At 66.0% G+C, this 24324-nt stretch carries 18 protein-coding genes, 1 tRNA gene and 1 pseudogene; 9 read left to right on the plus strand and 11 right to left on the minus strand.

All coding sequences use genetic code 11. The features are described from left to right. Nucleotides 1-97: 97 nt before the first annotated feature. Nucleotides 98-1831, plus strand: a complete 1734-nt coding sequence (locus BJF89_RS03155; protein ID WP_075812254.1) for an ABC-F family ATP-binding cassette domain-containing protein — start codon at nt 98-100, stop codon at nt 1829-1831. Here the strand turns inward: BJF89_RS03155 and purH are convergent. The 3 genes from purH to BJF89_RS03170 all read right to left on the minus strand — a co-directional run bounded on the left by purH (nt 1803) and on the right by BJF89_RS03170 (nt 5804). After that, the gene (gene purH, locus BJF89_RS03160; protein ID WP_075812166.1) at nt 1803-3386 is read right to left on the minus strand and encodes a bifunctional phosphoribosylaminoimidazolecarboxamide formyltransferase/IMP cyclohydrolase; all 1584 of its coding nucleotides are present in this window, start codon (nt 3384-3386) and stop codon (nt 1803-1805) included. The two genes, BJF89_RS03155 and purH, sit on opposite strands and share 29 nt — an antisense overlap. Further along, nucleotides 3379-4032 carry a phosphoribosylglycinamide formyltransferase gene (gene purN, locus BJF89_RS03165; RefSeq protein ID WP_075812168.1) on the minus strand — a complete coding sequence of 218 codons (654 nt, stop codon included), beginning with the start codon at nt 4030-4032 and terminating at the stop codon, nt 3379-3381. The genes purH and purN overlap by 8 nt, the downstream gene beginning before the upstream one ends. Before the next feature lie 65 nt (nt 4033-4097). Further along, nucleotides 4098-5804, minus strand: a complete 1707-nt coding sequence (locus tag BJF89_RS03170; protein ID WP_075812170.1) for a DUF6350 family protein — start codon at nt 5802-5804, stop codon at nt 4098-4100. Between the two features lie 438 nt (nt 5805-6242). Between BJF89_RS03170 and BJF89_RS03175 the strand changes: the two genes are divergently transcribed. Then, nucleotides 6243-6995, plus strand: coding sequence for a M23 family metallopeptidase (locus tag BJF89_RS03175; protein WP_075812172.1), 753 nt, complete (start codon nt 6243-6245; stop codon nt 6993-6995). A gap of 108 nt (nt 6996-7103) precedes the next feature. Here BJF89_RS03175 and BJF89_RS03180 read toward each other — a convergent pair whose 3' ends face one another. Then, complete coding sequence (locus BJF89_RS03180) at nt 7104-9887, minus strand: UvrD-helicase domain-containing protein (protein ID WP_075812174.1); 2784 nt, start codon at nt 9885-9887, stop codon at nt 7104-7106. 68 nt (nt 9888-9955) lie between these two features. On the opposite strand from BJF89_RS03180, the gene BJF89_RS03185 reads away from it, so the two are divergent. After that, complete coding sequence (locus BJF89_RS03185; RefSeq protein WP_075812256.1) at nt 9956-10249, plus strand: chorismate mutase; 294 nt, start codon at nt 9956-9958, stop codon at nt 10247-10249. A gap of 2 nt (nt 10250-10251) precedes the next feature. On the opposite strand, the gene BJF89_RS03190 is transcribed toward BJF89_RS03185, so the two are convergent. Beyond that, complete coding sequence (locus tag BJF89_RS03190; protein WP_075812176.1) at nt 10252-11061, minus strand: S1 family peptidase; 810 nt, start codon at nt 11059-11061, stop codon at nt 10252-10254. A gap of 259 nt (nt 11062-11320) precedes the next feature. Here BJF89_RS03190 and BJF89_RS03195 point away from each other — a divergent pair, with 259 nt between their 5' ends. Genes BJF89_RS03195 through BJF89_RS03205 form a run of 3 tightly spaced genes read left to right on the plus strand, consistent with a single transcriptional unit; the run spans nt 11321 to nt 15266 of the window. Next, complete coding sequence (locus BJF89_RS03195; protein WP_075812178.1) at nt 11321-12100, plus strand: DeoR/GlpR family DNA-binding transcription regulator; 780 nt, start codon at nt 11321-11323, stop codon at nt 12098-12100. Further along, on the plus strand, nt 12097-13095 hold the full coding sequence (locus BJF89_RS03200) for a 1-phosphofructokinase family hexose kinase (RefSeq protein ID WP_075812180.1): 999 nt from the start codon (nt 12097-12099) through the stop codon (nt 13093-13095). Before BJF89_RS03195 ends, BJF89_RS03200 begins: the two co-directional genes overlap by 4 nt. A 2-nt stretch (nt 13096-13097) precedes the next feature. Further along, entirely contained in the window at nt 13098-15266 is a 2169-nt protein-coding gene (locus BJF89_RS03205) for a fructose-specific PTS transporter subunit EIIC (RefSeq protein ID WP_075812182.1), read from the plus strand. Between the two features lie 188 nt (nt 15267-15454). On the opposite strand, the gene BJF89_RS03210 is transcribed toward BJF89_RS03205, so the two are convergent. Beyond that, nucleotides 15455-16762 carry a phosphatase PAP2 family protein gene (locus tag BJF89_RS03210; protein ID WP_075812184.1) on the minus strand — a complete coding sequence of 436 codons (1308 nt, stop codon included), beginning with the start codon at nt 16760-16762 and terminating at the stop codon, nt 15455-15457. 104 nt (nt 16763-16866) lie between these two features. Beyond that, entirely contained in the window at nt 16867-17535 is a 669-nt protein-coding gene (locus BJF89_RS03215) for a hypothetical protein (protein WP_075812186.1), read from the minus strand. 958 nt (nt 17536-18493) lie between these two features. Between BJF89_RS03215 and BJF89_RS03220 the strand changes: the two genes are divergently transcribed. Beyond that, a complete protein-coding gene (locus BJF89_RS03220) occupies nt 18494-18730 on the plus strand; it encodes a hypothetical protein (protein ID WP_075812188.1) in 237 nt (78 codons plus the stop codon). Here BJF89_RS03220 and BJF89_RS03225 read toward each other — a convergent pair. Both BJF89_RS03225 and BJF89_RS19280 read right to left on the minus strand, forming a co-directional pair. Further along, complete coding sequence (locus BJF89_RS03225) at nt 18714-19670, minus strand: IS3 family transposase (RefSeq protein WP_255372467.1); 957 nt, start codon at nt 19668-19670, stop codon at nt 18714-18716. The two genes, BJF89_RS03220 and BJF89_RS03225, sit on opposite strands and share 17 nt — an antisense overlap. Then, on the minus strand, nt 19667-19978 hold the full coding sequence (locus BJF89_RS19280; RefSeq protein ID WP_075812190.1) for a transposase: 312 nt from the start codon (nt 19976-19978) through the stop codon (nt 19667-19669). Before BJF89_RS19280 ends, BJF89_RS03225 begins: the two co-directional genes overlap by 4 nt. A 51-nt stretch (nt 19979-20029) precedes the next feature. Between BJF89_RS19280 and BJF89_RS19935 the strand changes: the two are divergent. Further along, nucleotides 20030-20219 (plus strand): annotated as a pseudogene (locus BJF89_RS19935) (IS256 family transposase); the annotation flags it as partial. A gap of 95 nt (nt 20220-20314) precedes the next feature. On the opposite strand, the gene BJF89_RS03240 reads toward BJF89_RS19935, so the two are convergent. After that, nucleotides 20315-20388 (minus strand) — tRNA-Met (locus BJF89_RS03240). Nucleotides 20389-20545: 157 nt separating this feature from the next. Next, complete coding sequence (locus BJF89_RS03245; RefSeq protein ID WP_075812192.1) at nt 20546-23626, minus strand: UPF0182 family protein; 3081 nt, start codon at nt 23624-23626, stop codon at nt 20546-20548. A gap of 161 nt (nt 23627-23787) precedes the next feature. On the opposite strand from BJF89_RS03245, the gene BJF89_RS03250 reads away from it, so the two are divergent. Continuing rightward, the gene (locus tag BJF89_RS03250; protein ID WP_075812194.1) at nt 23788-24324 is read left to right on the plus strand and encodes a PPA1309 family protein; all 537 of its coding nucleotides are present in this window, start codon (nt 23788-23790) and stop codon (nt 24322-24324) included.

Consider the following 24324-nt stretch of genomic DNA (forward strand, 5'->3'; position numbering starts at 1 on the left):
AGTGATCTCCGTGGCGGGTCCTGAGCACGCCTGCGCCGTCGACCGGCCGACGGGGGTGAGGCCCACCGTCCTTCCTGAAGAAGAAGTTGAGTCCCCCATGTCCAGACCCCTGTCCCCTCTCACCCGTGCCCACAGCACGTGCCTGCTCCGCGGGGTGACCGTCCGCTACGCCGACCACACCGTCCTGGACGGCGTTGACCTGTCCGTCCACCCCGGCGACCGCCTCGCCGTGATCGGTGACAACGGCGCCGGGAAGTCCACGCTCCTCGGCGTCCTCGCCGGAATGGTTCCCGTCGACGACGGTGACCGACAGGTGGACATCCCCGGAGGCGTCGCCCTCGCCGAACAGAATCCCGTCTTTCCGGCGGGCGCGACCGTCACCGATGCGATCGACCACCTCGCCGATGACGTACGTGCACTCGAACGGGAGATCGCCCGGATCTACGACAGCCTCACCACGGCGTCATCCGCCGACGTCCCACGCCTCCTCGGACGGCTCGGGGAGGTCACCGACCAGTTCGAGGCCCGCAACGGGTACGAGCTCGACCTTCGCGTCACCACGGCCCTCGACGAACTCGGGCTGGGCGGGGTGGACCGCGACCGGCCCGTCGCCACACTCTCCGGCGGCCAGCGCGCCCGGCTCGCCCTCGCCGTGGCCCTCTCGTCCCGTCCGGAACTGCTGCTCCTCGACGAACCGACGAACGACCTCGACCACACCGCCCTCTACTGGCTGTCGCGCCGGCTGGCCGACCACCGCGGACGTCTCGTCGTCGTGAGCCATGACCGCGAACTGCTCGACACCGTCGCCAAAGACATCGTCTGCGTCGACGGCGGCTCCCTCCGCCGCTACGGCCTCGGTTACCAGGGATACCTGCGGGCCCGGGAAGCTGAACGACAACGGCAACGCCGGGACCACGAAGAATGGAAAGCAGACCTCGCCCGGAACCAGGCGATCGTCGACACCACCTCGATACGCCTCCGTGCCATCCCCCGGAAACAGGAATGTGCCGCTTTCGGGCACGGTGCATTCCGCGCCCGCAGTAGCGACCACGGTGCCACCAGCCGCATCCGACAGGCGAAAGACAAGGTGGAACGACTCAGGTCCGATCCTGTACCGCCGCCGCCCGAACCGCTGGTCTTCACACCGCACTTCCCGTCCTACGAGATGTCCGGGCCACTGGCCTCCCTCCCGCCGGGAGACATCACAGATGCAGGTGACCCACCACTCTCAGTGACCCCCTCCACCGGCGGACTGGAGATCAGGAGCGGTGAACGGTGGCTGGTCACCGGGCCCAACGGGGCGGGGAAGACCACACTGCTCCGGGCGCTCGCCGGGGACATCGGTCACGTGACACTCCACGCGGGGATCCGCGTCGCCCATGTCCGCCAGGACATCTCGGTCAGTGGTGGTCGGCCGCTACGGGACACCTTCGCCGAGGCTGTCGGAATGACAGCCGACGACGCCGCGGACACGCTCCTCACACTCGGACTGTTCACCGAACGGGATCTCCGTACCCCGGTCGACCGACTGTCGGTCGGTCAGCGGAGACGACACGAGTTGGCTGTCGCCGTTACGGTGGACAGCGACATGATCCTCCTCGACGAACCGACGAACCACCTCGCACCGGAACTCGTCGAGCAACTGGAGAAAGCCCTCCTCGACTACCCCGGAGCCGTCGTGACCGTGACCCACGACCGGCGGTGGCTGCGCAATGCCACCAGCGCAGCCCCCGCCCACCTGCTCCGTTCTGTCTCCGTCACCCCAACCCCCGCGGGAGGTGTCGTCAACACACTCAGTACACTCAGTGCGCGAAGTGCCGCTCCCCGGTGAGGTACATCGTCACGCCGGCCCCCACCGCCGCATCAATGACCTCCTGGTCACGCACGGAACCTCCGGGCTGGACCACGGCGCGCACGCCCGCCGCAGCCAGCGTCTCGAAACCGTCGGCGAAAGGGAAGAATGCGTCGGACGCGGCCACTGCACCGTCGGACCGCCTGTCGTCGCCGGCCAGGGTGTTGGCCCGCTCCACGGCGATCTTCGCCGAGTCCACACGGTTGACCTGACCCATACCGACACCCACGGTCGCCCCGTCCTTGGCGAGCAGAATGGCGTTCGACTTCACGGCACGCACCGCACGCCAGGCGAACTCCAACTCGGCGAGGATCTCGGCATCGGCGGCGTCCCCGGCCGCCAGCGTCCAGTTCGCCGGGTCGTCACCGGGTGCGTCGACCAGATCCCGCTCCTGGACCAGCACACCACCGGAGATCTCACGGTGCTCCACGGCCCCCTCCCTCACCGGCGGGGTGGTCTGCAGGATACGGATGTTCTTCTTCTGGCTGAGCACCTCCACGGCACCGTCCTCGTAGCCGGGGGCCACGATGACCTCGGTGAAGATTCCCGCCACCTGCTCCGCCATCTCGACAGAGACCGGCCGGTTCACCGCGATGACCCCGCCGTACGCGGACACCGGGTCACATGCGTGGGCGGACCGGTGTGCGGTCGCCACGTCATCCGCGACGGCAATGCCACACGGGTTGGCGTGCTTGATGATCGCCACACAGGGACGCTCATGGTCCCAGGCGGAACGCCAGGCGGCGTCCGCGTCAGTGTAGTTGTTGTAGCTCATGGCCTTGCCGTGGAACTGCTCGGCATTGGCCAGGCCGCCCTCCTGCCCCGGGGCGGTGTACACCGCGGCTGCCTGATGCGGGTTCTCGCCGTAGCGCAGGGAGTGGACCCGCTCGTTGACCTGACCGATCCACTCGGGGAAGCGGGATTCCTCGTCCTCCGCCTCGATCTGTCCGGTCATCCACGACGCCACCGCCACGTCATAGGACGCGGTGTGGCGGAAAGCCTCGGTGGCCAGGCGGGTCCGCGCCGCGCGGCTGAAACCGCCGGCGTCCACCGCGGTGAGGACGTCCCCGTACGCGGCAGGGTCCACGACCACGGCGACGGACGGGTGGTTCTTGGCGGCCGCACGCACCATTGACGGCCCCCCGATGTCGATCTGCTCCACACAGGCGTCGAAGTCTGCGCCGGACGCGACGGTGTCCGTGAACGGGTAGAGGTTCACCACCACCAGGTCGAACGGCTCAACCCCGAGATCCTTCAGCTGGGCGAGGTGATCGTCCTTCCTCGTGTCCGCCAGAATTCCGGCATGGACCCGCGGGTGCAACGTCTTCACCCGCCCCTCGAGACACTCGGGGAACCCGGTGAGCTCCTCGACACGAACCACAGGGACCCCGGCATCGGCGATCTTCGCCGCCGTGGACCCCGTGGAGACGATCTCGACACCGGCACGGTGCAGGCCGGTGGCAAGGTCCTCCAGACCGGTCTTGTCGTAGACGCTGATCAGAGCGCGGCGGATAGGGCGGGTGGTTTCAGTCATTGATCCAGGCCTTTCGTCCTTCGATGGTGTAACCGCTCTCCGCGGTCTGGTGGAGCACGTCGACGATCAACGCACGCTCGACGGTCTTGATCCGCTCATGGAGCGTATCCCCGGTGTCCTCCCGACTCACCGGAACGGCACGCTGGGCGATGATCGGCCCGGTGTCCACCCCGTCGTCAACGATGTGGACGGTCGAGCCGGTGAGTGTGACACCGTAGGCCAGTGCCTCCTCCACAGCATGCGCGCCGGGGAATGACGGCAACAGGGCCGGGTGAGTGTTGAGGATCCTGCCGCGGAACCTCTCGACGACGCCGGCCCCGAGAATGCGCATGAAACCCGCACTGACGATGACATCCGGCGCGTATGCGGCGATCTCCTCCGCCAGGCTCGCATTCCACCCCTCACGGTCGTAGTCGGCGACACGGTCCGGGTTGTAGTCCACCCGGAAGACCGGGACGGAGGCCTGCTCCGCCCGCTCCAGTGCCAGGCACGGACGGTCCGCCCCCACCGCAACGATCTCCACCGACGGACCCAGGTCATCCAGCATCGCCTGGAGCAGTGTGCCACTGCCTGACGCGAGAACGACGACCCGGAGAACGTCACCCGGACGTGAGGAAGTGTGACTCGTGGATGTTGAGGGGCGCACGGCAACTGCTCCGGCTCGTTCGCCGGACGGCGCGGGGGTTACGGGCTCACTCACGGTGAGTCAGCTTACTGTGTCGTGTCCTCGTCCTCGACGTCGGTGTCCTCAGGCTCGGTCCGAGCAGCCTGTCCCCCGTCACCGGCGACCACCTCAGTCTCCCCAGCCTCGTCAGCATCTTCAGCTTCACCGGGGACGGCGTCGTCCACATCTTCTCCGGAGTCCCCGGCGCCTTCGGCATCGTCCGGCCCAGTCGAGCCGATCCCGGCGTCGGCGTCTGCGCCAGCCGCCGCATCCGTCTCGTCCTTCTCGTCCGTGTCGTCCGTGTCGTCCTTCGCGTCCGTGTCGTCCTGTGCATCGGGCTCCTCCGCCTCAGCGGCGCTCCCGGTGTCCCCGATATCCTTAGCGTCCGCAGCGTCCGCGTCCTGGACCTCCGGGTCCGCGAACTCCTCCCACTCGTCGTCATCGGAGCCGTCTCCGGGGTCCGCCGCATCTCCACCGGCGGTCTCCGTGACCCGGGCTCCCCGTCTCGACACCCACGCAAACACGACAAGAGCAGGCATCACGATCCAGCAGGCGAATACCAAGGGGGTCAGCCACAGCAGCGGCCCGGCCGAACCGTAGACGCCCAGCGTCCCCCCGGCCGCGAGACTCAGCAGGAGGCCCAGAACGCCCGATGCCACACCTGCGCCGAGAGCCGTGAACACCGGCGACTCCACGAATGTGCGTGCGGCGAAGAACCGGTAGACGATCACCAGTGCGATCAACGCCGGAACGACAAGGAGCAGTTCGCCGAGCGGCAGACCGGAATGAGGCACCGCCGCCAACACGGGCAACGGCGGCAGATTCGCGTTCGTCACGGCAAAGAGCGATGCCGACGCATCGCCGACGTGCATCTCGCTTCCCATCAGAACGCCGGATGCGCCGACTGCCAGATTCGGGAGATAGAGAACGGACAGGACACTCAGACCGATCTTGCCCCAGGCATCGGGCGCAATCGAGTAGGCGTCCACCAGAACCGACATATTGAGGAGCAGTTGGACCAGGGCCGCCACCAGTCCCGCGGTAAGCATCCACCTGACGAAAGAACCTGCCAGTCGCGCCGCCTCCACCGGCCAGGTCGGCAGGCCCCGACGAAGCAGCAGCGCCCGCCAAATCTTCGGGCCCAGTCCCAACACGAACACGAAGCCGTTCAGGAGAGCAGTCGACAACAGGGCGACCGCCAGGTTCGGAGGAGTGACGGCGAAGACATGGGACGCGTCCCAGAGCACCAACCACGCGAGGACGGTGAGCACCATCGGGACCACGACAGCCAGGACACCGAAGACCCTGATGTTACGGACCGTGATCTGTGTGCCGCAGGTTCGGCGGACCCTCCGCGAATGAACCAGCACGATCAGTGCCGCAGGTAGCAGAGGGACAATACCGAGTTGCGCCCCGGTGAACCCGACCGGCGCCAGATTGGCGACCATCCAGAAGGACCCCACCATCGCCGGGACTGCGGTGAAGGTCTCCCCGATCCCGATGAGGACGGCGAGGGCGATGGCGACAGCCAAGGTGACCGCGTGGCTGACCAGGACCGTCGGCGCGAACCGACGGATATGCGGCCCCCACAGTGCCCACCAGGACGACAGCTTCCCACGGACCCCGCGGGACTCACCCGCCGGCGCGGCCGCACCGTCTGCCGCATCGACACCCGCAGTGCCCTGCCTACCGGTCGCCGGGCGCGCGGAGGCGTCAGTGGCGCGGGACGGGACCCGCCCGTTCTCCCCTGCCACGAACCGCTCGGTGCCTGTGGCCGACGCTGTCGCACCACGATTCGAGTCGCGGCGCCGAGCATCCGGACCCCGGCGGTCCGCGGCGGGGCCGTTGTCGTCTCGAAGTCGGTCGCTGGGATTCGTTACTCACCTGTCCCATTGTGCACAACGCGGCCTCACTGACCCGGGAGGCACGCCCACTCAGGAGCGTTACATCACACCTACCCCCGCCACACCCGTCACACACCGCCCGTGACCTGCTCGTTATGAAAGACTGCCCGGCAACACCCCCCTCGCCGCCCGATCTCACCGATATAGATTCGTGATCTTTTTCGCGAAGTGGCTTGCCCGAGACGGGGCATGCCGATAGAGTTGCGACTCGTTGATAACGATCCGGTCACGATTTGAGACCGATCAGATGACGGCACGACGGCAAGACTACGGAGAGGTTCACTGAGAATGACTGTTGCACGGCGAGGCGGGTCCCACCGCAAACTGGACACCGCTGCCAAGCGTCGCATGGCGTTCGTCGCAATCGCCGCCACCGGCGTTGCCGCGGCAGGAGCCACCGGAGCAGGCGCCGCCACCGTGCACCAGTCCTCCGAGCAGGACGGTCAGGACGCCGGGGACATCTCCCTGGCCGCCAACACCGAACTCCTCGCCCAGGGCGCCGAGGGCAGTGCCGCCGGCGCGGACGTCGAGACCGCCGCAGCACAGATCCTGGCACTGCCGCAGACCACCCAGATCGAGAACCTCTCCGGCCAGCTGTCGAGCGCCCTGGAGTTCGACGCCGAGCGCGCAGCCGCCGATATGCTCTCCCGCGCACCGGAGGTCGTCAAGCCCGCCGAGGGCAGCTACACCTCCCCCTTCGCCATGCGCTGGGGCACCATGCACAAGGGCATCGACATCGCCAACGCCCTCGGCACCCCGATCGTCGCCGCCATGGCCGGCACCGTGATCGACGCGGGCCCCGCCTCCGGGTTCGGCAACTGGGTCCGCATCAAGCACGACGACGGCACCATCACCGTCTACGGACACATGTCCACCATCGACGTCTCCGTCGGCCAGGAGGTCCAGGCCGGCCAGAAGATCGCTGGCATCGGCAGCGAGGGTTTCTCCACCGGCCCGCACGTCCACTTCGAGGTCTACCCCACCGAGGGCAACGCCGTGGACCCGGTGCCGTGGCTCCGCGAGCGCGGCGTCGAGCTCTAACTCTCCTCCCCCGTCATCAACACCGGGTGAACACCCGCTGTCGGACCGTCCCCACGGTCGGACAGCGGGTTTTCTGTATCTTCGGTATCTTCGGTATCTTCGGTCCACCTACAGCTTCTCCATCGGCACACCGCCGATGAGCATGAGCCGGACGGTACCGTTGCTGCCGAAGTCGATCATCACGGTCGCACGAACGCCCTGACCGTCGACGCTCTTGACGGTGCCGAGCCCGTACTTGTCGTGGTTGACCCGGTCGCCGACCTCAAGTTCGAGCTGCTTACCCGACGACCGCAGCGCGCCCGAGGACCGTGACGGTCCGGAAGACGACTTCTTCGGGGAACTGCGCCGGGACGTCCCCGCCGAGGACCACCCGCCACCGAAACTGGTGCCGTCGGCGTACCCGCCCGACGACCCCCAGCTGTCCGACCATGCCGGAGCCGGTTCCTCCCGGATCCAGTCCACGAGATCACCGGGAATCTCACCGAGGAACCGGGACGGCGGATTGTTCTGCGGCGTACCCCAGCTGGACCGGGTCATCGCCCGGGTGAGGTAGAGCCGCTTCCTGGCCCGGGTGATACCGACATACGCCAGTCGACGTTCCTCGGACAGTTCCGTCGGATCGCCGAGCGCCCGCATGTGCGGGAACTGGCCGTCCTCCCACCCGGTCAGGAAGACCACCGGGAACTCCAGACCCTTGGCGGTGTGGAGGGTCATCAACGTCACCATGTCCTGTTCCTCGGCGGGGATCTGGTCGGCGTCGGCGACAAGGCTGACCCGTTCAAGGAACGCCTGCAGGCTCCCCGGCTCCGGTTCCCCCTCCGCCAGAACAGCGTCCTCTGCAGCGTCCTCTGCCGCCCCGGAGGCGCCTCCGCTACCCTCGGCGTCCAGCGATGTAGACGACGTAGACGACATAGACGACGAAGACGACGAAGGCATCGCTTCGTACGCGGCGAGGTTCGCCGCCTCCTGGGAGAACTCGTGGCCCACGGAGACCAGCTCATTGAGGTTGTCGAGCCGGGTCCCGTCCTGCGGATCATTCGATGACTCGAGTTCCGAGGCATAAGACGTCGCGTCGAGGACGGCGCGCACAATCGCACCGACGTCCGGGATCCCCAGTGACTCCCCGTCCGACGTACGCATGACCGCGGACTCGGTCTCCGCCCGCAGCGCGTCCATCATCTCAAGGAATCCCGCGATGGCGTTACGTCCCCGGGCACTGAGCCCCGGCACCTCACCGCGCCCAGCCGCGGCCAGACCGTCCGCGAAACTCACGCCGACGTTCTCTGCGTGCACCCGCACCTGCGACAACGCCCGGTCGCCGATGCCCCGGCGCGGAGTGTTGATGATACGTCGCAGCCCCATCGTGTCATCGGGGTTGTCGAGGACCTTGAGGTAGGCGACGATGTCCCGGATCTCCTTACGCTCGTAGAAGCGCGTCCCGCCGACAACGCGGTACGGCAGTCCGGAGCGCACCAGAACGTCCTCGACCACACGGGACGAATTGTTCGTCCGGTACATCACCGCGATGTCACCGTAGGAGGCGTCCCCCCGGTCGACGAGTTCGTCCACCGTCTGTGCGATGAACCTGGCCTCGTCGTGCTCATTGTCGGCGACATATCCACCGATCAGTGGCCCGTCACCGGAGTCGGTCCACAGGTTCTTGTCCCGTCGGCCCTGGTTCCGGGCGATCACCGCATTGGCCGCGGAGAGGATGTTCTGGGTGGAACGGTAGTTCTGCTCCAACAGGATGGTGCGCGCATGGGGGTAGTCGCGCTCGAACTCCTCGATATTGCGCACCGTCGCCCCACGGAATGCGTAGATGGACTGGTCCGCGTCACCGACGACACAGAGTTCCCCGGGCGCGGTGCCGCTCTCACCGGCGCTGCCGTCTCCACCGTCCCCACCGACCAGCGTGGACACCAGCACGTACTGGGCATGGTTGGTGTCCTGGTACTCGTCGACGAGGATATGCCGGAACCGACGACGGTAATGGTCGGCGATACCGCGGTTGTTCCTCAGCAGACCGACGACCTCCCCGATGAGGTCGTCGAAGTCCACGGCGTTCGCCTGACGGAGCCGGACCTGGTAGTCGCGGTACACCTGCGCGATGGTCTCACGGTGACGGTTACCGTCCTCCTGGGCCTCACGGAGAGCCTCCTCCGGCCCCTGGAGCTCATTCTTCCAGTTCGAGATCACACTCAGCACCGCTCGCGGCGCGAACTCCTTGGCGTCCAGGCTCCGGTCCCGCAGGATCATGGTGACCAGACGCTTCATGTCGTCCGAGTCATAGATCGTGAAGTTCGAGTTCAGTCCCTCGACAAGCTGCGCATTGGCGCGAAGGATGCGCACGCACACCGAGTGGAACGTCGCCACCCACATACGTTCAGCGGCCGGCCCCACGAGACCGCTGATGCGTTCACGCATCTCTGCGGCAGCCTTGTTCGTGAAGGTGATCGCCAGGACCTGCCAGGGTGCCACGCCCCCGGCCAGCAGCCATGCGATACGTCGGGTCAACACACTGGTCTTCCCCGAACCCGCTCCCGCGACGATGAGCAGTGGAGAGCCCGAATGGGTGACCGCCTCACGCTGTGCGGGGTTCAGTCCCTCGAGCAACTGGTCCCGGGTCTGGGCGCTCATCACCCGTCCCGGCGCGTCACCACCGGACGACGGCGCCGTCTGCCCCTGTGCCTTCACCGGAGGCGCATAAGGCAACGGGGCGAGATGAGACGCCGTCTCCGACATCTCGGCGAGCACGGCTGCCGCGTCCTCCGGGGGCTGGTCGTCCTCGTCGGGCGGTGGTTCCCACAGGCCGTCCTGACCGTCCCACGGCCCCGTCGCGGGTTCCTCGGGGAGGGGGATCTGGTCGAAGGGGTCGGATTGGCCCGGATTCACTGTCGCGTTCTCCTGTCGGTAGGGGTCATGTTCACCCTACAACCCCGTACGGACGTAGAATCATGGCCATGACGAACGACATGGAGTTCTCCAGCGGGACCGATGATCCGTTGTCCGACGCCCAGATCCAGGATTACCGTAAGGAGATCAACGAGCTGGACCGGACGATCATCGACGCGGTCAAGCGCCGTTCGGAGATCTCGAAGCTGATCGGACGGACCAGGACGGCCTCCGGGGGGACGAAACTGGTGTACTCACGGGAGACCGCCATCCTCAACCAGTTCCGCAACGAACTGGGCCCCGACGGAATCGCCATCGCGAACTCGCTGCTGCAGCTCGGCCGCGGTCGGCTCGGAGCCTGACCTCAGGCCATCCGGAACCCCGCGCCGACGCCGCCGGCGGCGTCCATCTCAGCGGCCACGGCGTCCCACGTCACCGCCATCACCGGCGAGTGCACAGGTCCCTGCAGCGGGGTGCGGCACGACGGGACACCGGCGAAGCCTCCGCTGAGGAGTCCGACGAGTCGGCCACCCGCGTACACCGGCGCTCCGGAGTCCCCGTGTGAGGAGCACACGTGCATCGCGAACCCGGAATCGGTGGTGAGCACGAGTGGTCCGCAGGTCGTGCCGGTCGCGATGCCGGTCTTACAGACCTGGGAGCCCTCGCCGGGCAACGGGCCGCCCACGCTACTGAGGACCGCCGCATTGTAGGAGTTGGTGACCTGCGCATTGTCATTCAACAGGATGATGCCGTTGTCCACTGCCCCACTACGTTGGAACGTACCGATGACGGTGCCCTCCGGGTCGTCGGCGGACCGGACCTCGTCACCGGCGACCCCGCAGTGGCCGGCTGTGACAGCTACTGCGTTGCCTGCGGCATCGTGTCCTGCAGCAGTCGTGGTGCACACCGAGGGCCCGACGATCAGGGGCGTCGACGGACCGACCAGTACCGACGGACGAGCCTGCTCAGCAGCGGCGGGGACGCCGGGTGAGCTGAAGTACTGCCCCTCGATGCGGTGCGGGCCCGGTTCCCCGGTGGCGGTGAGGACGTCGTCAACCACCTGCCCCACGGACGGAAGTGCGTTGGCTGCGGGTGCGGCCGTTGCCCCCGCGAGGACCGTGGCGGCGATCGCGACAGTGGCGACGGCCAGTCGGCGAAGTGACCGGAGGAGCATCTGAACCACATCTTCTCTTGTGAGAGGCCGTGCCCGGATGCGGACACGTCACGTCAGTTTCTCCCGCCAGCCTATCCCCCCGCCGACGAATCGACCTGCAGAACACCCTCCCCCGTTCGACCGTCACCCCCGTCGATCCCCGGTCTGGCGATGTGCGACACCACACGGAATGACTGTTTGTGCCCGGTGTCGTGAAAAACCACATTCACATGACCATATAACCGTTGACTTCCCACACATTCCCACAGATACTGGAGACATGTACGCGCCACAACGGCAGGACGTGATCGCCGGGGAGATCCAGGACCAGGGCGGCATCTCCGTGTCCGAACTCGCCGAACGCTACAGCGTCTCAGCCGAGACCATCCGCCGTGACCTCGACGTGCTCGAACGCCAGCAACGGGTCACCCGCGTCCACGGTGGTGCGGTGCCGTACCGGGTCCACAGCGGCAACGAGAACACCATCGCCGCACGGACCTCCTCCTCACGGGACGCCAAGGCGCGTATCGCCGCAGCCGCCGCCCGGCATTTCCCGCCGAACGGCGGCTCCGTCATCGTCGACTCGGGCACGACCACGGCCGTACTCAGCCACCACCTGGCCGAGCGCCCCGACCTGACGGTCGTCACCAACTCCGTGCTCCTGGCCTACCACCTGTCACTCGAGGTCCCCGCGTCCGTCCCCCACCGTCTCCACCTCGTCGGTGGCCGGGTCCGCGGCATCACCCAGTCCATCGTGGGGTCCGAGGCCGTCACGGCCCTGCGTGGACTGCGCGCGGACGTGGCCTTCCTCGGGGCGAACGGGATAACCCCCGACTTCGGATTCTCCACGCCGGACCAGGCCGAAGCCCAGACGAAGTACGCGATGACCGAAGCTGCCCGAAGACGGATAGCGCTGGTCGACCAGGCGAAACTCGGGGAAGAGCTCCTGTGTTCCTTCGCCGGCACCGCTGACATCGACCTGCTCATCACCGACGCTCCACCCGACCACCCCGTCATCACAGGCCTACGACACGAAGGAATGGACGTGATTCACACGTGATCATCACCGTCACCCCCAACCCCAGCATCGACCGCACCCAGCGGCTTCCCGCCCCCCTGGACGTCGGTGGGGTCAACCGGGTCGTCGCCGGTACCGACCAGGCCGGCGGTAAAGGTGTCAATGTCGCCACCGTGATCCACTACGCCGGTGACGACGTCTTCGCCGTGGTCCCCGCCGACTCCGGCGGAGACTTCGCCGAGCTGCTCCGCGCGGGGGACATTCCGGTGCGTTTCGTCGGAGGCAGCAGTGTCAGGGTGAACCTCACCCTCACCGACGGCGACGGCGTGACCACCAAGATCAACTCGCCCGGCGACTCCTCCACCGACGGCCGGGCCCTGGCTGAGGCCGTCGACCAGACACTCTCCGACGTGTCCGGCCAGGGGGTCCCCGGCCCCCACTGGCTGGTGCTCGCCGGATCCCTCCCTCCCGGATTCCCTGACGACTGGTACGCACGGATGACCGCCACCGCCCACGAACAGGGATTCCGCGTCGCGGTCGACACCTCCGACGCCGCGCTCGCCGCCCTGGTCGATCTCTCAGACCGTAATCCCGCTGCTGCACCGGACCTCATCAAGCCGAACTCCCACGAACTGGCCCAGATCGTCGGTGGCGACGGCGACGCCATGGAGCAGGCCGCAGGCGACGGTGACCTCTCAGCCGTCGTCGAGGCGGCATCGGCGCTGATCGACCGCGGCTTCGGAGCCGCCCTCGTGTCACTCGGCGCGGCCGGCGCCCTGCTCGTCACCCGCGACGACGTGGACGGCACCACCGGGTCCTGGTTCTGTCCGAGTCCCGCCGTCACCGCGGTGTCCACCGTCGGCGCCGGGGACTCGACACTCGCCGGATACGTGATCGGGGCGGTCCGTGGAAAGGACGCGCCGGAGAGGCTCGCCCTCGCCGTCGCCCACGGATCCACTGCGGTCACCCTGCCCGGGACCACCCTCCCCCGACCCGACGACCTTCCCACCGCCCTCCCCGAAGCAAGGAGAGTATGACCATGACCACGCCACCTCCCACCACGTCGGGCGGTTCAGACGACCGCCCGGTCATCGTCCCCGCCCTGGTCTCCCTCGACGCCGACATCCCGGCCGAGAAGGAAGCGGTTCTCACCGAGCTGGCTGACCTCCAGGTCAAAGCCGGACGCGCCACCGACACGACCCAACTCCTCGCCGACATCCACGCCCGTGAGGAGAAGGCGGCCACCGGGCTGCCCGGCGGCATCGCCATCCCCCACTGCCGTACCGCCGCGGTCGAGGAACCCTCCCTCGGTTTCGCCAGGTTGAAGACACCGACGGACTTCGGTTCAGACGAGACCGACGACGACGGCAAGCCATTGGGCACCGACCTGGTCTTCATGATCCTCGCCCCGGAGGGCGCCGGCAGTGCCCACATGAAGGTGCTGAGCACGCTGGCCCGGGCCCTGGTGAAGAAGGACTTCGTCGCCTCCCTGCGCTCGGCGCAGTCGGAGGACGAGATCGTCTCCCTGGTGACCGATGTCCTGAACAAGAAGAAGGCGAAGAAGAGCACCACCCCCGCCGAGACACCGGAGACTCCGGCTGACGCCGTGACGCAGACCGGGGCGGCCCCCACGGCGCCTGCCGCGTCCCGCACGGTGAAGCTCGTCGGCGTGACGTCATGCCCGACCGGCATCGCCCACACCTACATGGCCGCCGACGCCCTCACACAGGCGGCCGACGCGCGGGACGACGTCGAGATCATCATCGAGACCCAGGGCTCCTCCGGAGGCGACAAGCTCACCAGGGCCCAGATCGACGAGGCTGACGCGGTCATCTTCGCCCACGGTGTGGGTGTCCGGGACATCGCCCGGTTCGCCGGGAAGCCCGTCGTCGACGTCCCGGTGAAGAAGGGCATCTCAGACCCGGACGAGCTCATCGACCGCGCCATCGCCGCCTCGTCCGCAGAGAACCCCACCCGCGTGTCCGCCAGCGGCAGGGACGCCGGTGGTGACGACGATGACGACGCCAACCTCGGCTGGGGCCGGCGGATCCAGCAGTCGATCATGACCGGTGTGTCCTACATGGTGCCGTTCGTGGCAGCCGGTGGTCTGCTCATGGCCCTCGGGTTCCTCATCGGCGGCTACAACGTGTCGAATGTGTGGCAGGACGTGGTCATCGACCACTCCCTGTGGAACCTGCCGGACAACATGCAGTACACCCTCGACGGCAGCGACGAGATCCTCTACTCCGACCGCTCCGGGATCCTGCTCTACCTCGGCGCAGTGTTCTTCGGTGGCGGTGACACAGCCATGGGCTTCCTCGTCGCCGCCCTGTCGGGCTACACCGCCTACGCGCTGGCCGACCGTCCCGGCATCGTCCCCGGCTTCGTCGGCGGCGCGATCTCCGTGCTCGTCGGGGCCGGATTCATCGGTGGCCTGATCACCGGTGTCATCGCCGGCCTGGTCGCCATGTGGATCCAGACCTGGAAGGTCCCCCGCTGGCTCGGCTCGATGATGCCCGTCGTGATCATCCCGCTCCTCGCCACTCTCGTCACCGCCGCGTCAATGTTCCTGGTACTCGGACGTCCGTTGGCTGCCCTGATGGAGGCCCTGCAGAACTGGCTCGCCGACATGTCGGGCTCCTCCGCGATCATCCTCGGGCTGATCATCGGCCTCATGATGTGCTTCGACCTGGGTGGCCCGGTGAACAAGTCCGCCTACCTCTTCGCCACCGCCGGCCTGTCGACCGGCGACACCGCAGCATTCCAGGTGATGGCCGCCGTTATCGCCGCCGGCATGGTGCCGCCGCTGGCCCTGGCACTGGCCACGACGGTCCGTCCGAAGATGTGGACCACCGACGAGCGGGAGAACGGCAAGTCCTCCTGGCTGCTGGGCGCGTCCTTCATCTCAGAAGGTGCGATCCCGTTCGCTGCGGCCGATCCGCTGCGCATCATCCCGTCGATGATGGTCGGTGGCGCAGTCACCGGCGCTCTGTCCATGGCCTTCGAGGTCGGCAGCCGGGCACCCCACGGTGGTATCTGGGTCATGCCTCTGATGGACAACTGGTGGGGCTTCATCATCGCTGTGGTGGTCGGCATGGTCATCTCCGCCGTCACCGTGATTATCGTCAAGCAGGTCACGATGAAGACGAAGCCTGGCGAGGCCGAGGACGCCGACACGTCCGACGCGGCCGAGCCTGCGACGGTCTGACTGCCTGACTGGCCCCCGCCGCTCCGTCACGTGGCAACCTCACAGGTCGCTCTGACCGACCTGTGGGGTTGCCACGGCGATGACGAAGGCATCGAACAAGACGCTGAATGACGGGAACCGGCCCTGAGGATCTTCTCCGCAGGGCCGGTTCCTCTGTGTCTGCGGTTGTTGTCCCGCTGTGGGACTGGTCAGGCGGGCGTGCCGTTGACGGTCAGCGCACCGTCCGCGCCGACGACCACGTCGGCGGCGAAGGAGGCGGCGAGGTTGATCCGCTGCCAGTTGCCCACCTTGCGGCCCTCGGGCGTCTGGTCGTCCAGGGGGTAACCGGCCGGCAGAGCGGTCGCTGCCAGCACACGGGCCCGCTGCCCCCAGTCAAGATCTGGGTAGGCGTTGACCAGCAGTTCCGGCGCACCCTGCGGTACCGTGAGCCGGGCGTCCTGGTCCCCCACACGGTCCAGTCCGTGGGTCATGCGCTGCGTGAACTCACTCACCGCGTCCTGTGTGGAGCGGTACGGGGTGTCCGCGGCGACAGCCTCGGCGAGCGCCTGACCGGTCCGCCACTCGAGCTCCTTGCGCAGCTCCTGGCCGGCCTGGCGAAGCACGTCGCGCATCCTCGGGTCGTTCCAGCGGTCACCCGCGGCGGCTTGACCGGTCATGCGGCCCCCGATGACGTCCAGCGGGTAGTGCACACCCATCACCATGCGGTTGAACCCGGCCTCGGCACCACGGGCGATGAGCTGCGGCGCGAGCTCCGGGAGCAGGACCGCGAGCAGCGTCGTCGTCCAGCTGGCCTGGTTCGTGTGACCCGACGGGAAAGCCTTCGACCCGCCGAGCTCGTACAGGTCGTCGTTGCCGCCGTGGGTGTGCTTCGTGATGCGCTCCGGGGCGACCTCGAAGGGACGGTCGTAGCCGAAGATCTCCTTCTCGATCAGCGTAGAACTGGCGACGCCCCCGGCCCGGGACAGGTAGCCGGAGTCCAGCAGGGCACGCGTCTTCGGCAGCCGGTTCTCCGCCAGAGAGGTGCGCAGCGCCTCACCGACGGTCTCACCGAAACCGTCGGACAGGGCGGTGAGCAGGTCACCACTGTCGGCGGCGGCGTCGACCTGGGCGCGGCGGACGGTCTCTGCGTCGGCGTTGTTGTTGACCTCGACCACGGTGTCGAGGTTGTCGGCCATGACCTCGGGGTGGTTCGCCCGCAAGTCCTCGAAACCACGGACGACGCCGTAGTAGATGCCCCCGTCGTAGGAGCTGAGGTCGGAGAGGTACCAGCCGTACTCCTGCGGACCGAAGGGCTGCGGCACCGGAGCACCGTCGTGCTGGACGGGCGGCAGCGTGGCGGGCAGGTACTCCCCCACCGCTTCCGGGACCTGCGGCTGGGCGTGTGCCGGGACGACGGTGATACCCGTCAGCAGTCCCGGAATCAGCGTCGCCACCAGGGCGGGGCGGCAGAATTTGCTCGTCGTGTGCGACCTGTGCGGCGTGTGCAGCGTGCGCATTGTCTGGTACTTCTCCTCGGCGTCATCAAACGTTGTCGCCGTCGTTACGGCAGAACGCTATGAGGATAGAAGTACAGGGTGTACGCAGGGTGAACGCGAGATGACTACTCGAAGAGGAAGTTCGACAGGAGCTCCTCTGCGATGAGCTCCGCGGACCAGCCGGTATCCAGAGAGAAGTACCCGGCCATTTCTGCAGCATCGTAGGTCCTCGTGACGTGATTTCCGTTGCACCTGAGGACGAAGTCCACCACACCGCCACCGACGAAGTTCACTGACACCACGGGCTCACCGATTCCGTAGACAGCCGCGCTGACCGTCCATCTGTCGAGGACGCGGGCGACGACCCGGTATGCGAAGGCCTGCGGATCGGGACTGTCCTTCACCCCGGTCCCCTCACTCCACAACTCGGTGTGCGCGGACCAGGGGATCTCGTCTGCAGCCGCAGTCACCGGCAGCCCGTCGCGGAGTCTCGACTCCTCGGCCCTGGCGTGCGGGGCGATGATGTCGACCGCCTTCACGGCGATCCGCCGACACCAGTCGTCGCTGCACCGGGCATCTCTGCGCCGGGCGACGAGGGTCCTAATCCGGCGTTCCCCGCACGGGATGTCCGGATGCTCGTGCTCCCACTGCTCATAGAGGGAGAGGTCGCTGTACTCGTCCCCGTCGACGAAGCTGACCGCGACATCGTGCCCCTGCCACGGCTGCAGGTCGTCGAGGACCCGCCACTCGTCGGCAGGGAGGATCATCATGGTCACCAGTGGATGCACGTCCATGAGCACAGACCGTATCTGAAACTTCACGGCTACGTTGGTTTCACCCGGGCAGAACCAACGCAAACCGGAAGGACAGACAAGACCGGGAAACCCCGGACATGCAAGAAACCCCTGGCCGGTGATGAACACCGGGCCAGGGGCCTTCGTCGTAGGATCAAGTCTCTTGAATGGTTTTCTTTGTCGGCCCCTGTGAAAAGAGGATTGTCAGCGACGGGCAGACCGTTCCAGCTGTCGTCGTAGACGATGAGATCAATATTAGTTGCACAACACCCTTTATGACAACTCCGACGAGATCTTGAGGCTTTCCCAGGCTGCGTATACCTCACATCAAGAATGAACCGGGGGATCGATCCATAGTTACGACTGAATTCAATTTAGTCCCAAGGTCGGTCATACCATTTTTTATAGAGTCGGTACTCTCCATTGCCATTATCCCTACAGTCGTAGTCATAGGCTTTGTCCGTTTTCAGGAATGCACTACCAGCCGCCCTGCAAGCCTCCTCAGTGCTATAGATCTTCGTCGTACCCCGGAACGGAGTAGTCCAAAATCCCTTGGTCTCCACACTAGAGGTCGCGGACTGCGCACCTACATTTGGGGATTCCGCACCGTGCGCCAGCGGTGTTGCGATTAGCATCCCGACGACACCCAACGATACCGTCGTTCTCTTGAACAATGACAAGACTGAATCCTTTCTGATGAACTTAACCGACGCCACGACGGTAGCAATGCATTCTCAAATCGTCAAGAGGTTCTTAAATTTCGGCGAGTAGCGTTTCGTAGTGTCCGGTTATTATGATCCTCTGGCCCGGAAGGTCACCGCGCTTCTGACCTGGTTCTTTCATCGGGCGGTTCCGACGGCCTGTTCCCGGACAGATGTCGCTCACCTGGACCTGATCCTACGTAGGGCGTGCGACACCGTTGGCTGGCGTTCGAACAAGAACCAGTAGCTGGATTCCAGTGGCGATTCGATGGGACACGGAGTTCAACGCCGGAGTTCAGGCACTCGACTGGCTGAGCGACATCATCGCCAGCTGGCTCGACGACGACAAAGGACGTCCCCGTAAGCAACGCCATACCGGAACCCGGATCTACGACCGACTCGTCGACGAGTACGGCTACACCGGCTCCTACAAGACCGCGCAGCGCTTCACGAACCGTCACGGCTTTGTTGCCGCCGTTAGATTGGCTGAGTGACCTTCTCAGGCACCTGTCTCAGTGTAGCGTGTTCGACCCAGAACCTGTCCTCGAACTCCGCCGGCGGGACCATCCCCAACGACGAGTGAAGACGGGACGTGTTTGTACCAGTACACCCACGACGACGTTGCGATCTCCACGTACACGACGAGTCCAGCACCTCGGGACTGAAGACCCTGCTGCTGATGCACTCGGCCTTGTACAGCCCGTTGATCGTCTCCATCAACGCATTGTCATGGGCATCACCGACAGTGCCCACCGCCGGGCTGTTGCCCTCATCGGCCAGCGCACCGGTGAACCTCACCGCCGTGTACTGGCTTCTGGCATCTGAATGGTGAATCAGGCTCTCACGGTCGACCGGATGATCCCCGCGTTGACGCTCCCACAATGCCAGGCGCAGCGGGATCCGCACCAGTTCCACACCCTTGGCCGTCTGCGCGTGCCAGGCGACGACCCACAGGGAGAACACGTCGACGATGAACGCGACGTACACCCAGCCCGATGTCGTCATCACGTAGGTGAAGTCAGCGACCCACACGAGGTTCGGTGCAGCTGCGGTGAAGTCCCGGTGCAGCAGATCCCCCGCCCGGTCCTCGGGCTCGCTCTTCCTGCCCCGTGACAGCGACTTGCGCCGGCTCACCCCTGCCATCCCCGCGACGCCCATCAGCCGGTCGACGGTGCAGTGCGCCACCTCGTGGCCGAGGCGCCGTAGGTGGGCAACCACTTTCCGCCGTCCGTACAACGATTCCGGGGTACCTTTCGGCCCGTGGAGGGTGTCCAGCAGTTGTGCATCGGAGACCCTCCTGGGTGACGGGCCGGTGGCCTTGGCGTGACGGTAAGTCCGCGCCGCGATCTGCACACCCTGGTCCCGCAGGACCCGGCAGATCGACTCGACGGCATAACCGTAGCTTCTCATGTGGTCGATGAACCCGATGATCAACGGTTTCGGGGGTCGAGTTCCCCGGCGAAGAAAACCGTCGCTGCCTTGAGGATCTCGTTGGACTCCCGCAGCCGCTTGTTCTCCCTGCGCAGGCGCCGGATCTCCTCGTTCTCACCGGTAGTGACACCGGGGGCTTCTCCGGCGTCGATGTCGGCCTGGCGGGCCCAGTTGCGCAGAGTCTCACGCGAGACACCGAGCTCGTCGCCGATGGCGCGGCACACCGCGGTCATCGACGGGTAGTCACTGCGCTGTTGCTGCACCAGACGGATGGCCCGGGCCTTGAACTCCGGGTCGTAGTGCTTGTTCATGCGGTTGATCCTTCCTCATCGGAAGGCGGCAAGATACCCGTGACGGTTCACCCCGACGATCCTGTGAAGATCGTCGGGGACCAGAGATGGGGGCAGGTTGCACTGACCAAAGCACAAGACCTGCTCGCAGTCGAAGATCAGTCACCGTCCGACGACGGGTCGGCCGGCCATCTACGACACCGCGATCGACTCCACCTACCAACACTCTATGGGAGTGCAGAAAGGATGGGCCGGCCGATGACACGCCCGAAAAAGCACACATTTTGTCGTATAATCCCTACACGAAAAAGACCCTCTGACCGGCCCTTTACGATCTGGTCAGAGGGTCTTTCTTAGTAGCGGGGGCAGGATTCGAACCTACGACCTCTGGGTTATGAGCCCAGCGAGCTACCGAGCTGCTCCACCCCGCGACGGGTAACTGTCCCGGAGAACATTGCTCTCCGTGTCAGCGACTCCCATAGCGTAACGCAGTCTCCGACAAATGTGAAATCACGGTCCGCAGAACGGAAAAAGCCCAGTACACCGGGATATTCGCATCCCGGGGGCACTGGACTGTCCGGCGACGTTCTACTGCGCGGCCTTCACGGCAGCGTCCAGATCGTCCAGGGCGCGGCCGAACTCCTCGAAGGTGCCGTTCTCCCGGGCGTCATTGACCCGGTCCATGGCATCACGGATATCGGACAGTTCGTCCTCCGAGGGCTCAGCACCCCCGCCTGAACCTCCTCCCGGGGTCTCCGCCGCTGACGACGACGGCGTCGAGGTGGACGTGCTGTCGGAACCGGAGTCCGAGTCACTGTCGGAGTCTTCCCCGGCGGCTGCGGCGTTCTCGTCGGCGGCCTCACCGCCGGACTCGGCGATCTCGGTCACCGCGTCCGGATCGATACCGACCTGCTCGAGCGCCTCACTGACCGTCGGGGCGTAGCCGACTGACCCGTTGTAGCTCACCAGCACGCGCAGCAGCTTCGGGAACGCGGACTCCTGGTCGGCGCGCTGGGAGTACACCGGCTCGACGTAGAGGATCTGCCCGTCGCCGACCGGCAACGTCAACAGGTTGCCGTTGGTCAGGGTGTTGGTGCCCTCCAGCAGGGTGCGCTCACGCGCGATCTCGTCGGACGACATCATGGTGTCCTGCGCCTGCTTCGGACCCTGCGTCTGCGTGTTCGTCGGCAGCTGGCGGACATAGATCCGGCCGTAATTGTCCGGGTCAGAACTGACCGTCATGTGCGCGGCGAGGAACTCACGACGCAGACCAACGAACGGCGTGATCAACTGGAAGCCGGGCCGGTTGGTCTCCGGATCCGTCGCCACCACGTGGTACGGCGGCTGATTGAGCTCCTGGCCGCCCTCAGGCGCCGTCGGGTCGCCAGGGACCGACCAGAACGCGTCATTCGTGAAGAAGGTGCCCGGATCGTCCACGTGGTACTTGGCGATCAGTTCACGCTGGACCTTGAACAGGTCCTCCGGGTACCGCAGGTGCTCCATCAGCTCGTCGCTGATCTCCTCCTTCGGCTTCACCACATTCGGGAACACACCCTCCCATGCCTTGAGCACGGGGTCCTCCTCGTCGAACTCGAAGAGGTCGACAGTCCCGTCGTAGGAGTCGACGACGGCCTTGACGGAGTTCCGGATGTAGCTAACGTCGTTGGTGACGGCGCGCTGCTCGGAGGCGGGGTCCTCGGTGAGAGCGTCCTCGGTGGCGGAGTCGAGCTGGGTACGCGCGGAGTACGGCAGATTCTCCAGGGTGGTGTACCCGTCCACGACCCACTTGATCCTTCCGTCGATGACGACCGGGTAGGTCTTCGAGTCGGTGGTCAACCACGGGGCGACCTTGTGGACACGCTCGCGCGGGTCACGGTCGTAGAGGATCTTCGAGTCGTCGCCGATGACGTCCGACAGGAGGATGTTCATCTCCTGGAACTTCGCGGCGTACAGCGCACGGTGGAAGATGTTGGACACCCCCACACCGCCCTCACCGGTGTAGGTGTACTCGGAGTTGTCCGTGTCGTACTCACGCGGTGTGCCGGATCCGTCGTCGCCCACGATGGCGTAGTCGGCGTTCGCAGCGTCCGCACCCGCGATGACCGGGCCGAAGTAGATGCGGGGCTGCTCCATCTCCACGTCCAGCTCCCCGGTCTTCCGGTCGCTCTCCATGTTCTGCAGGTCGGCGACGGTGTAGATCGGGTAGCCACCACGGGCGGACGCCGCGTCCTGCGCGACCTCGTCCACGGTATTCGCCGGTGCGGCGATGAAGCCGTTGCCGTGGGTGTAGACGGTGTGCTGGTTGATCCAGTCCGTCTGGTTGCCGGACAGTGCGTTCGGGTCGATCTCGCGCGCCGCGACCACGAAGTCCCGCATGTCGCCGTCCACCTCGTAACGGTCCACCGAGAGTTCGTCGGGGAAGCCGTAGAAGTTACGCAGCTGCTGCTGCTGGGTGAACGTCGGCGACAACACGTCCGGGTCCAGGAGGCGGATATTGGAGAGCGTGGCGTCGTCGTCGGCGATGGACCGGCGCTCACTGGCATCACCCGAGGTCTGTCCTCCCCAGTTCCGCTCGTAGGTGACCTGACCGTCCGGGTTCTCGTAGCCTTCGCGGGCACTGTCCTTCGCGGTCTCGATACCGTAGGCCTGACGGGTCGACTCGATGTTGCGGGCGATGTACTCCCGCTCCTTCTCGGCGCGGTTCGGGTTGACCGAGAACTGCTCCATCACCGCCGGCCAACCCACACCGATGGCGAGGTTCGCCACGATCATCAGACCGACGGCGAGTGCCGGGACACGCAGATCCTTCAGCAGGATCGAGCTGAAGAACATGGCGGCGACGAACAGGGAGACGACCAGCAGCAGGATCTTCGCCGGCAGGATCGCGTTGATGTCGGTGTAGGAGCCACCGGTGAAGGTGTCGTGCTGGTTGTTCAGCAGCGCGTAACGCTGGAACCAGTAGTCGACTGCCTTGAGCAGCATCCAGATACCGGCGATGATCACCAGCTGGCGACGCGCCGGAGCACCGATGCGGGCCTTCTCACCGGCCCTGGGGTTACCCGTGCTGATCGTCCCGAGCAGGTAGTGGGCCAGCAGGTTCACCAGGAACGCCACAATGACCAGTACAGACACCGTACCCAGCACGAATGTCAGCAGGGGCAGGGTGAAGGCGTAGAACCCGAGGTCCATCTGGAACTGCGGATCCTTGACGCCGAAGTCACCGCCGGAGAGGAACAGCCGGACCGTCCGCCAGTTTCCCTGGGCGATCATGCCGGTGATGACACCTGCGATCAGCGGGACGATGATGAGGAACGGTCGGATGGCCTTCCGGATCTCCGCGCGGTTGGCGGTCAACGGTGAATCGTCACCCCCGAGCCCGATCTCGGAGACGTCGGGGAAGTCCGACTCTTTCGGCGCGGCCCGGAACGCGGCGAAACACGCACCCCAGACGATGGCAGCGGCCACGAGCCCGAACACGATGAACAAAATCACCCGGGTCACGAGAACGCTGAGGAATATGGCCTGGAAGTCGATCGAACGGAACCACTGCAGTTCCGTGTAGTTCGAGACCAGGACCGGGACAAGGAAAAAGAGCAGAGCAATCACGACGGCGACGGTGCCGAGGATCTTGGATCTGCGTCCTGGTTTTGGAATCTCCGGGATGCTCAAGGGTTCAGTTCTCTCCTGCTGTCGGTCATGAGAGTCGGACCGACTCCAGGTTCCGGTGGGGATGGCACCGGATGCGCGGGCTGTCGGATTCCGACGACAAAACTGTCTGCGTCTAGACTACTGTCCGCACCCGTCCGCCGTCACCGTGAGGTCCTCCCAAGATGAACGCCAGTAACCACACGAGCGACATTCGTCCGCTCAACGCCGCCCTCCGTGAGGCCGTCGACTTCGTGCACGCCGAAGGATGGGACCGCCCGGCGACGTTGTTCGCACTGGTCCCGACCGAACTCGTGCAGGACGTCATCGCCGCCGGAGACAATGACGACGACACCGACAACTCCCCCCTCTCCCTCGTCGTCCAGGACGACCTCCCCGACCATATCCGCCCCGGTTCCGACGAACTCGGCGAATACATCGCGACCGTGCGGTGGCCCGACGTCGTCGTCGGGGCAGTGCTCGCCCAGGAGATCATGTTCCGCAATTCCGCGGATCCGGACGCCATGCCGCGTCAGGCGCGGATCTTCACCGGAGTGGTCGACGGAGGGCCCGACCGCACACTGCTCCAGTTGCGCCCGTCCGAGGACGACATCGCCGCCGATCCCTTCGCCGAGGACAAGGTCGAACTCCTCGGCGGCCTGGACGGGGCCGAGATCGCCCCGGGTGTCACCTCCATGCTGCGCTTCACCTTCGAGGACTGA

Source organism: Corynebacterium sp. CNJ-954, assembly GCF_001942345.1.
Lineage (GTDB): Bacteria > Actinomycetota > Actinomycetes > Mycobacteriales > Mycobacteriaceae > Corynebacterium.

Excerpts from the sequence above, each read along its gene's own strand:
- BJF89_RS03185 (WP_075812256.1), top strand. The coding sequence starts at position 9,956 with ATGACGAACGACATGGAGTTCTCCAGCGGGACCGATGATCCGTTGTCC.
- BJF89_RS03190 (WP_075812176.1), bottom strand. The coding sequence starts at position 11,061 with ATGCTCCTCCGGTCACTTCGCCGACTGGCCGTCGCCACTGTCGCGATC.
- BJF89_RS19280 (WP_075812190.1), bottom strand. The coding sequence starts at position 19,978 with ATGAACAAGCACTACGACCCGGAGTTCAAGGCCCGGGCCATCCGTCTG.
- BJF89_RS03195 (WP_075812178.1), top strand. The coding sequence starts at position 11,321 with ATGTACGCGCCACAACGGCAGGACGTGATCGCCGGGGAGATCCAGGAC.
- purH (WP_075812166.1), bottom strand. The coding sequence starts at position 3,386 with ATGACTGAAACCACCCGCCCTATCCGCCGCGCTCTGATCAGCGTCTAC.
- BJF89_RS03205 (WP_075812182.1), top strand. The coding sequence starts at position 13,098 with ATGACCACGCCACCTCCCACCACGTCGGGCGGTTCAGACGACCGCCCG.
- BJF89_RS03175 (WP_075812172.1), top strand. The coding sequence starts at position 6,243 with ATGACTGTTGCACGGCGAGGCGGGTCCCACCGCAAACTGGACACCGCT.
- BJF89_RS03210 (WP_075812184.1), bottom strand. The coding sequence starts at position 16,762 with ATGCGCACGCTGCACACGCCGCACAGGTCGCACACGACGAGCAAATTC.
- BJF89_RS03155 (WP_075812254.1), top strand. The coding sequence starts at position 98 with ATGTCCAGACCCCTGTCCCCTCTCACCCGTGCCCACAGCACGTGCCTG.
- BJF89_RS03250 (WP_075812194.1), top strand. The coding sequence starts at position 23,788 with ATGAACGCCAGTAACCACACGAGCGACATTCGTCCGCTCAACGCCGCC.
- BJF89_RS03215 (WP_075812186.1), bottom strand. The coding sequence starts at position 17,535 with ATGGACGTGCATCCACTGGTGACCATGATGATCCTCCCTGCCGACGAG.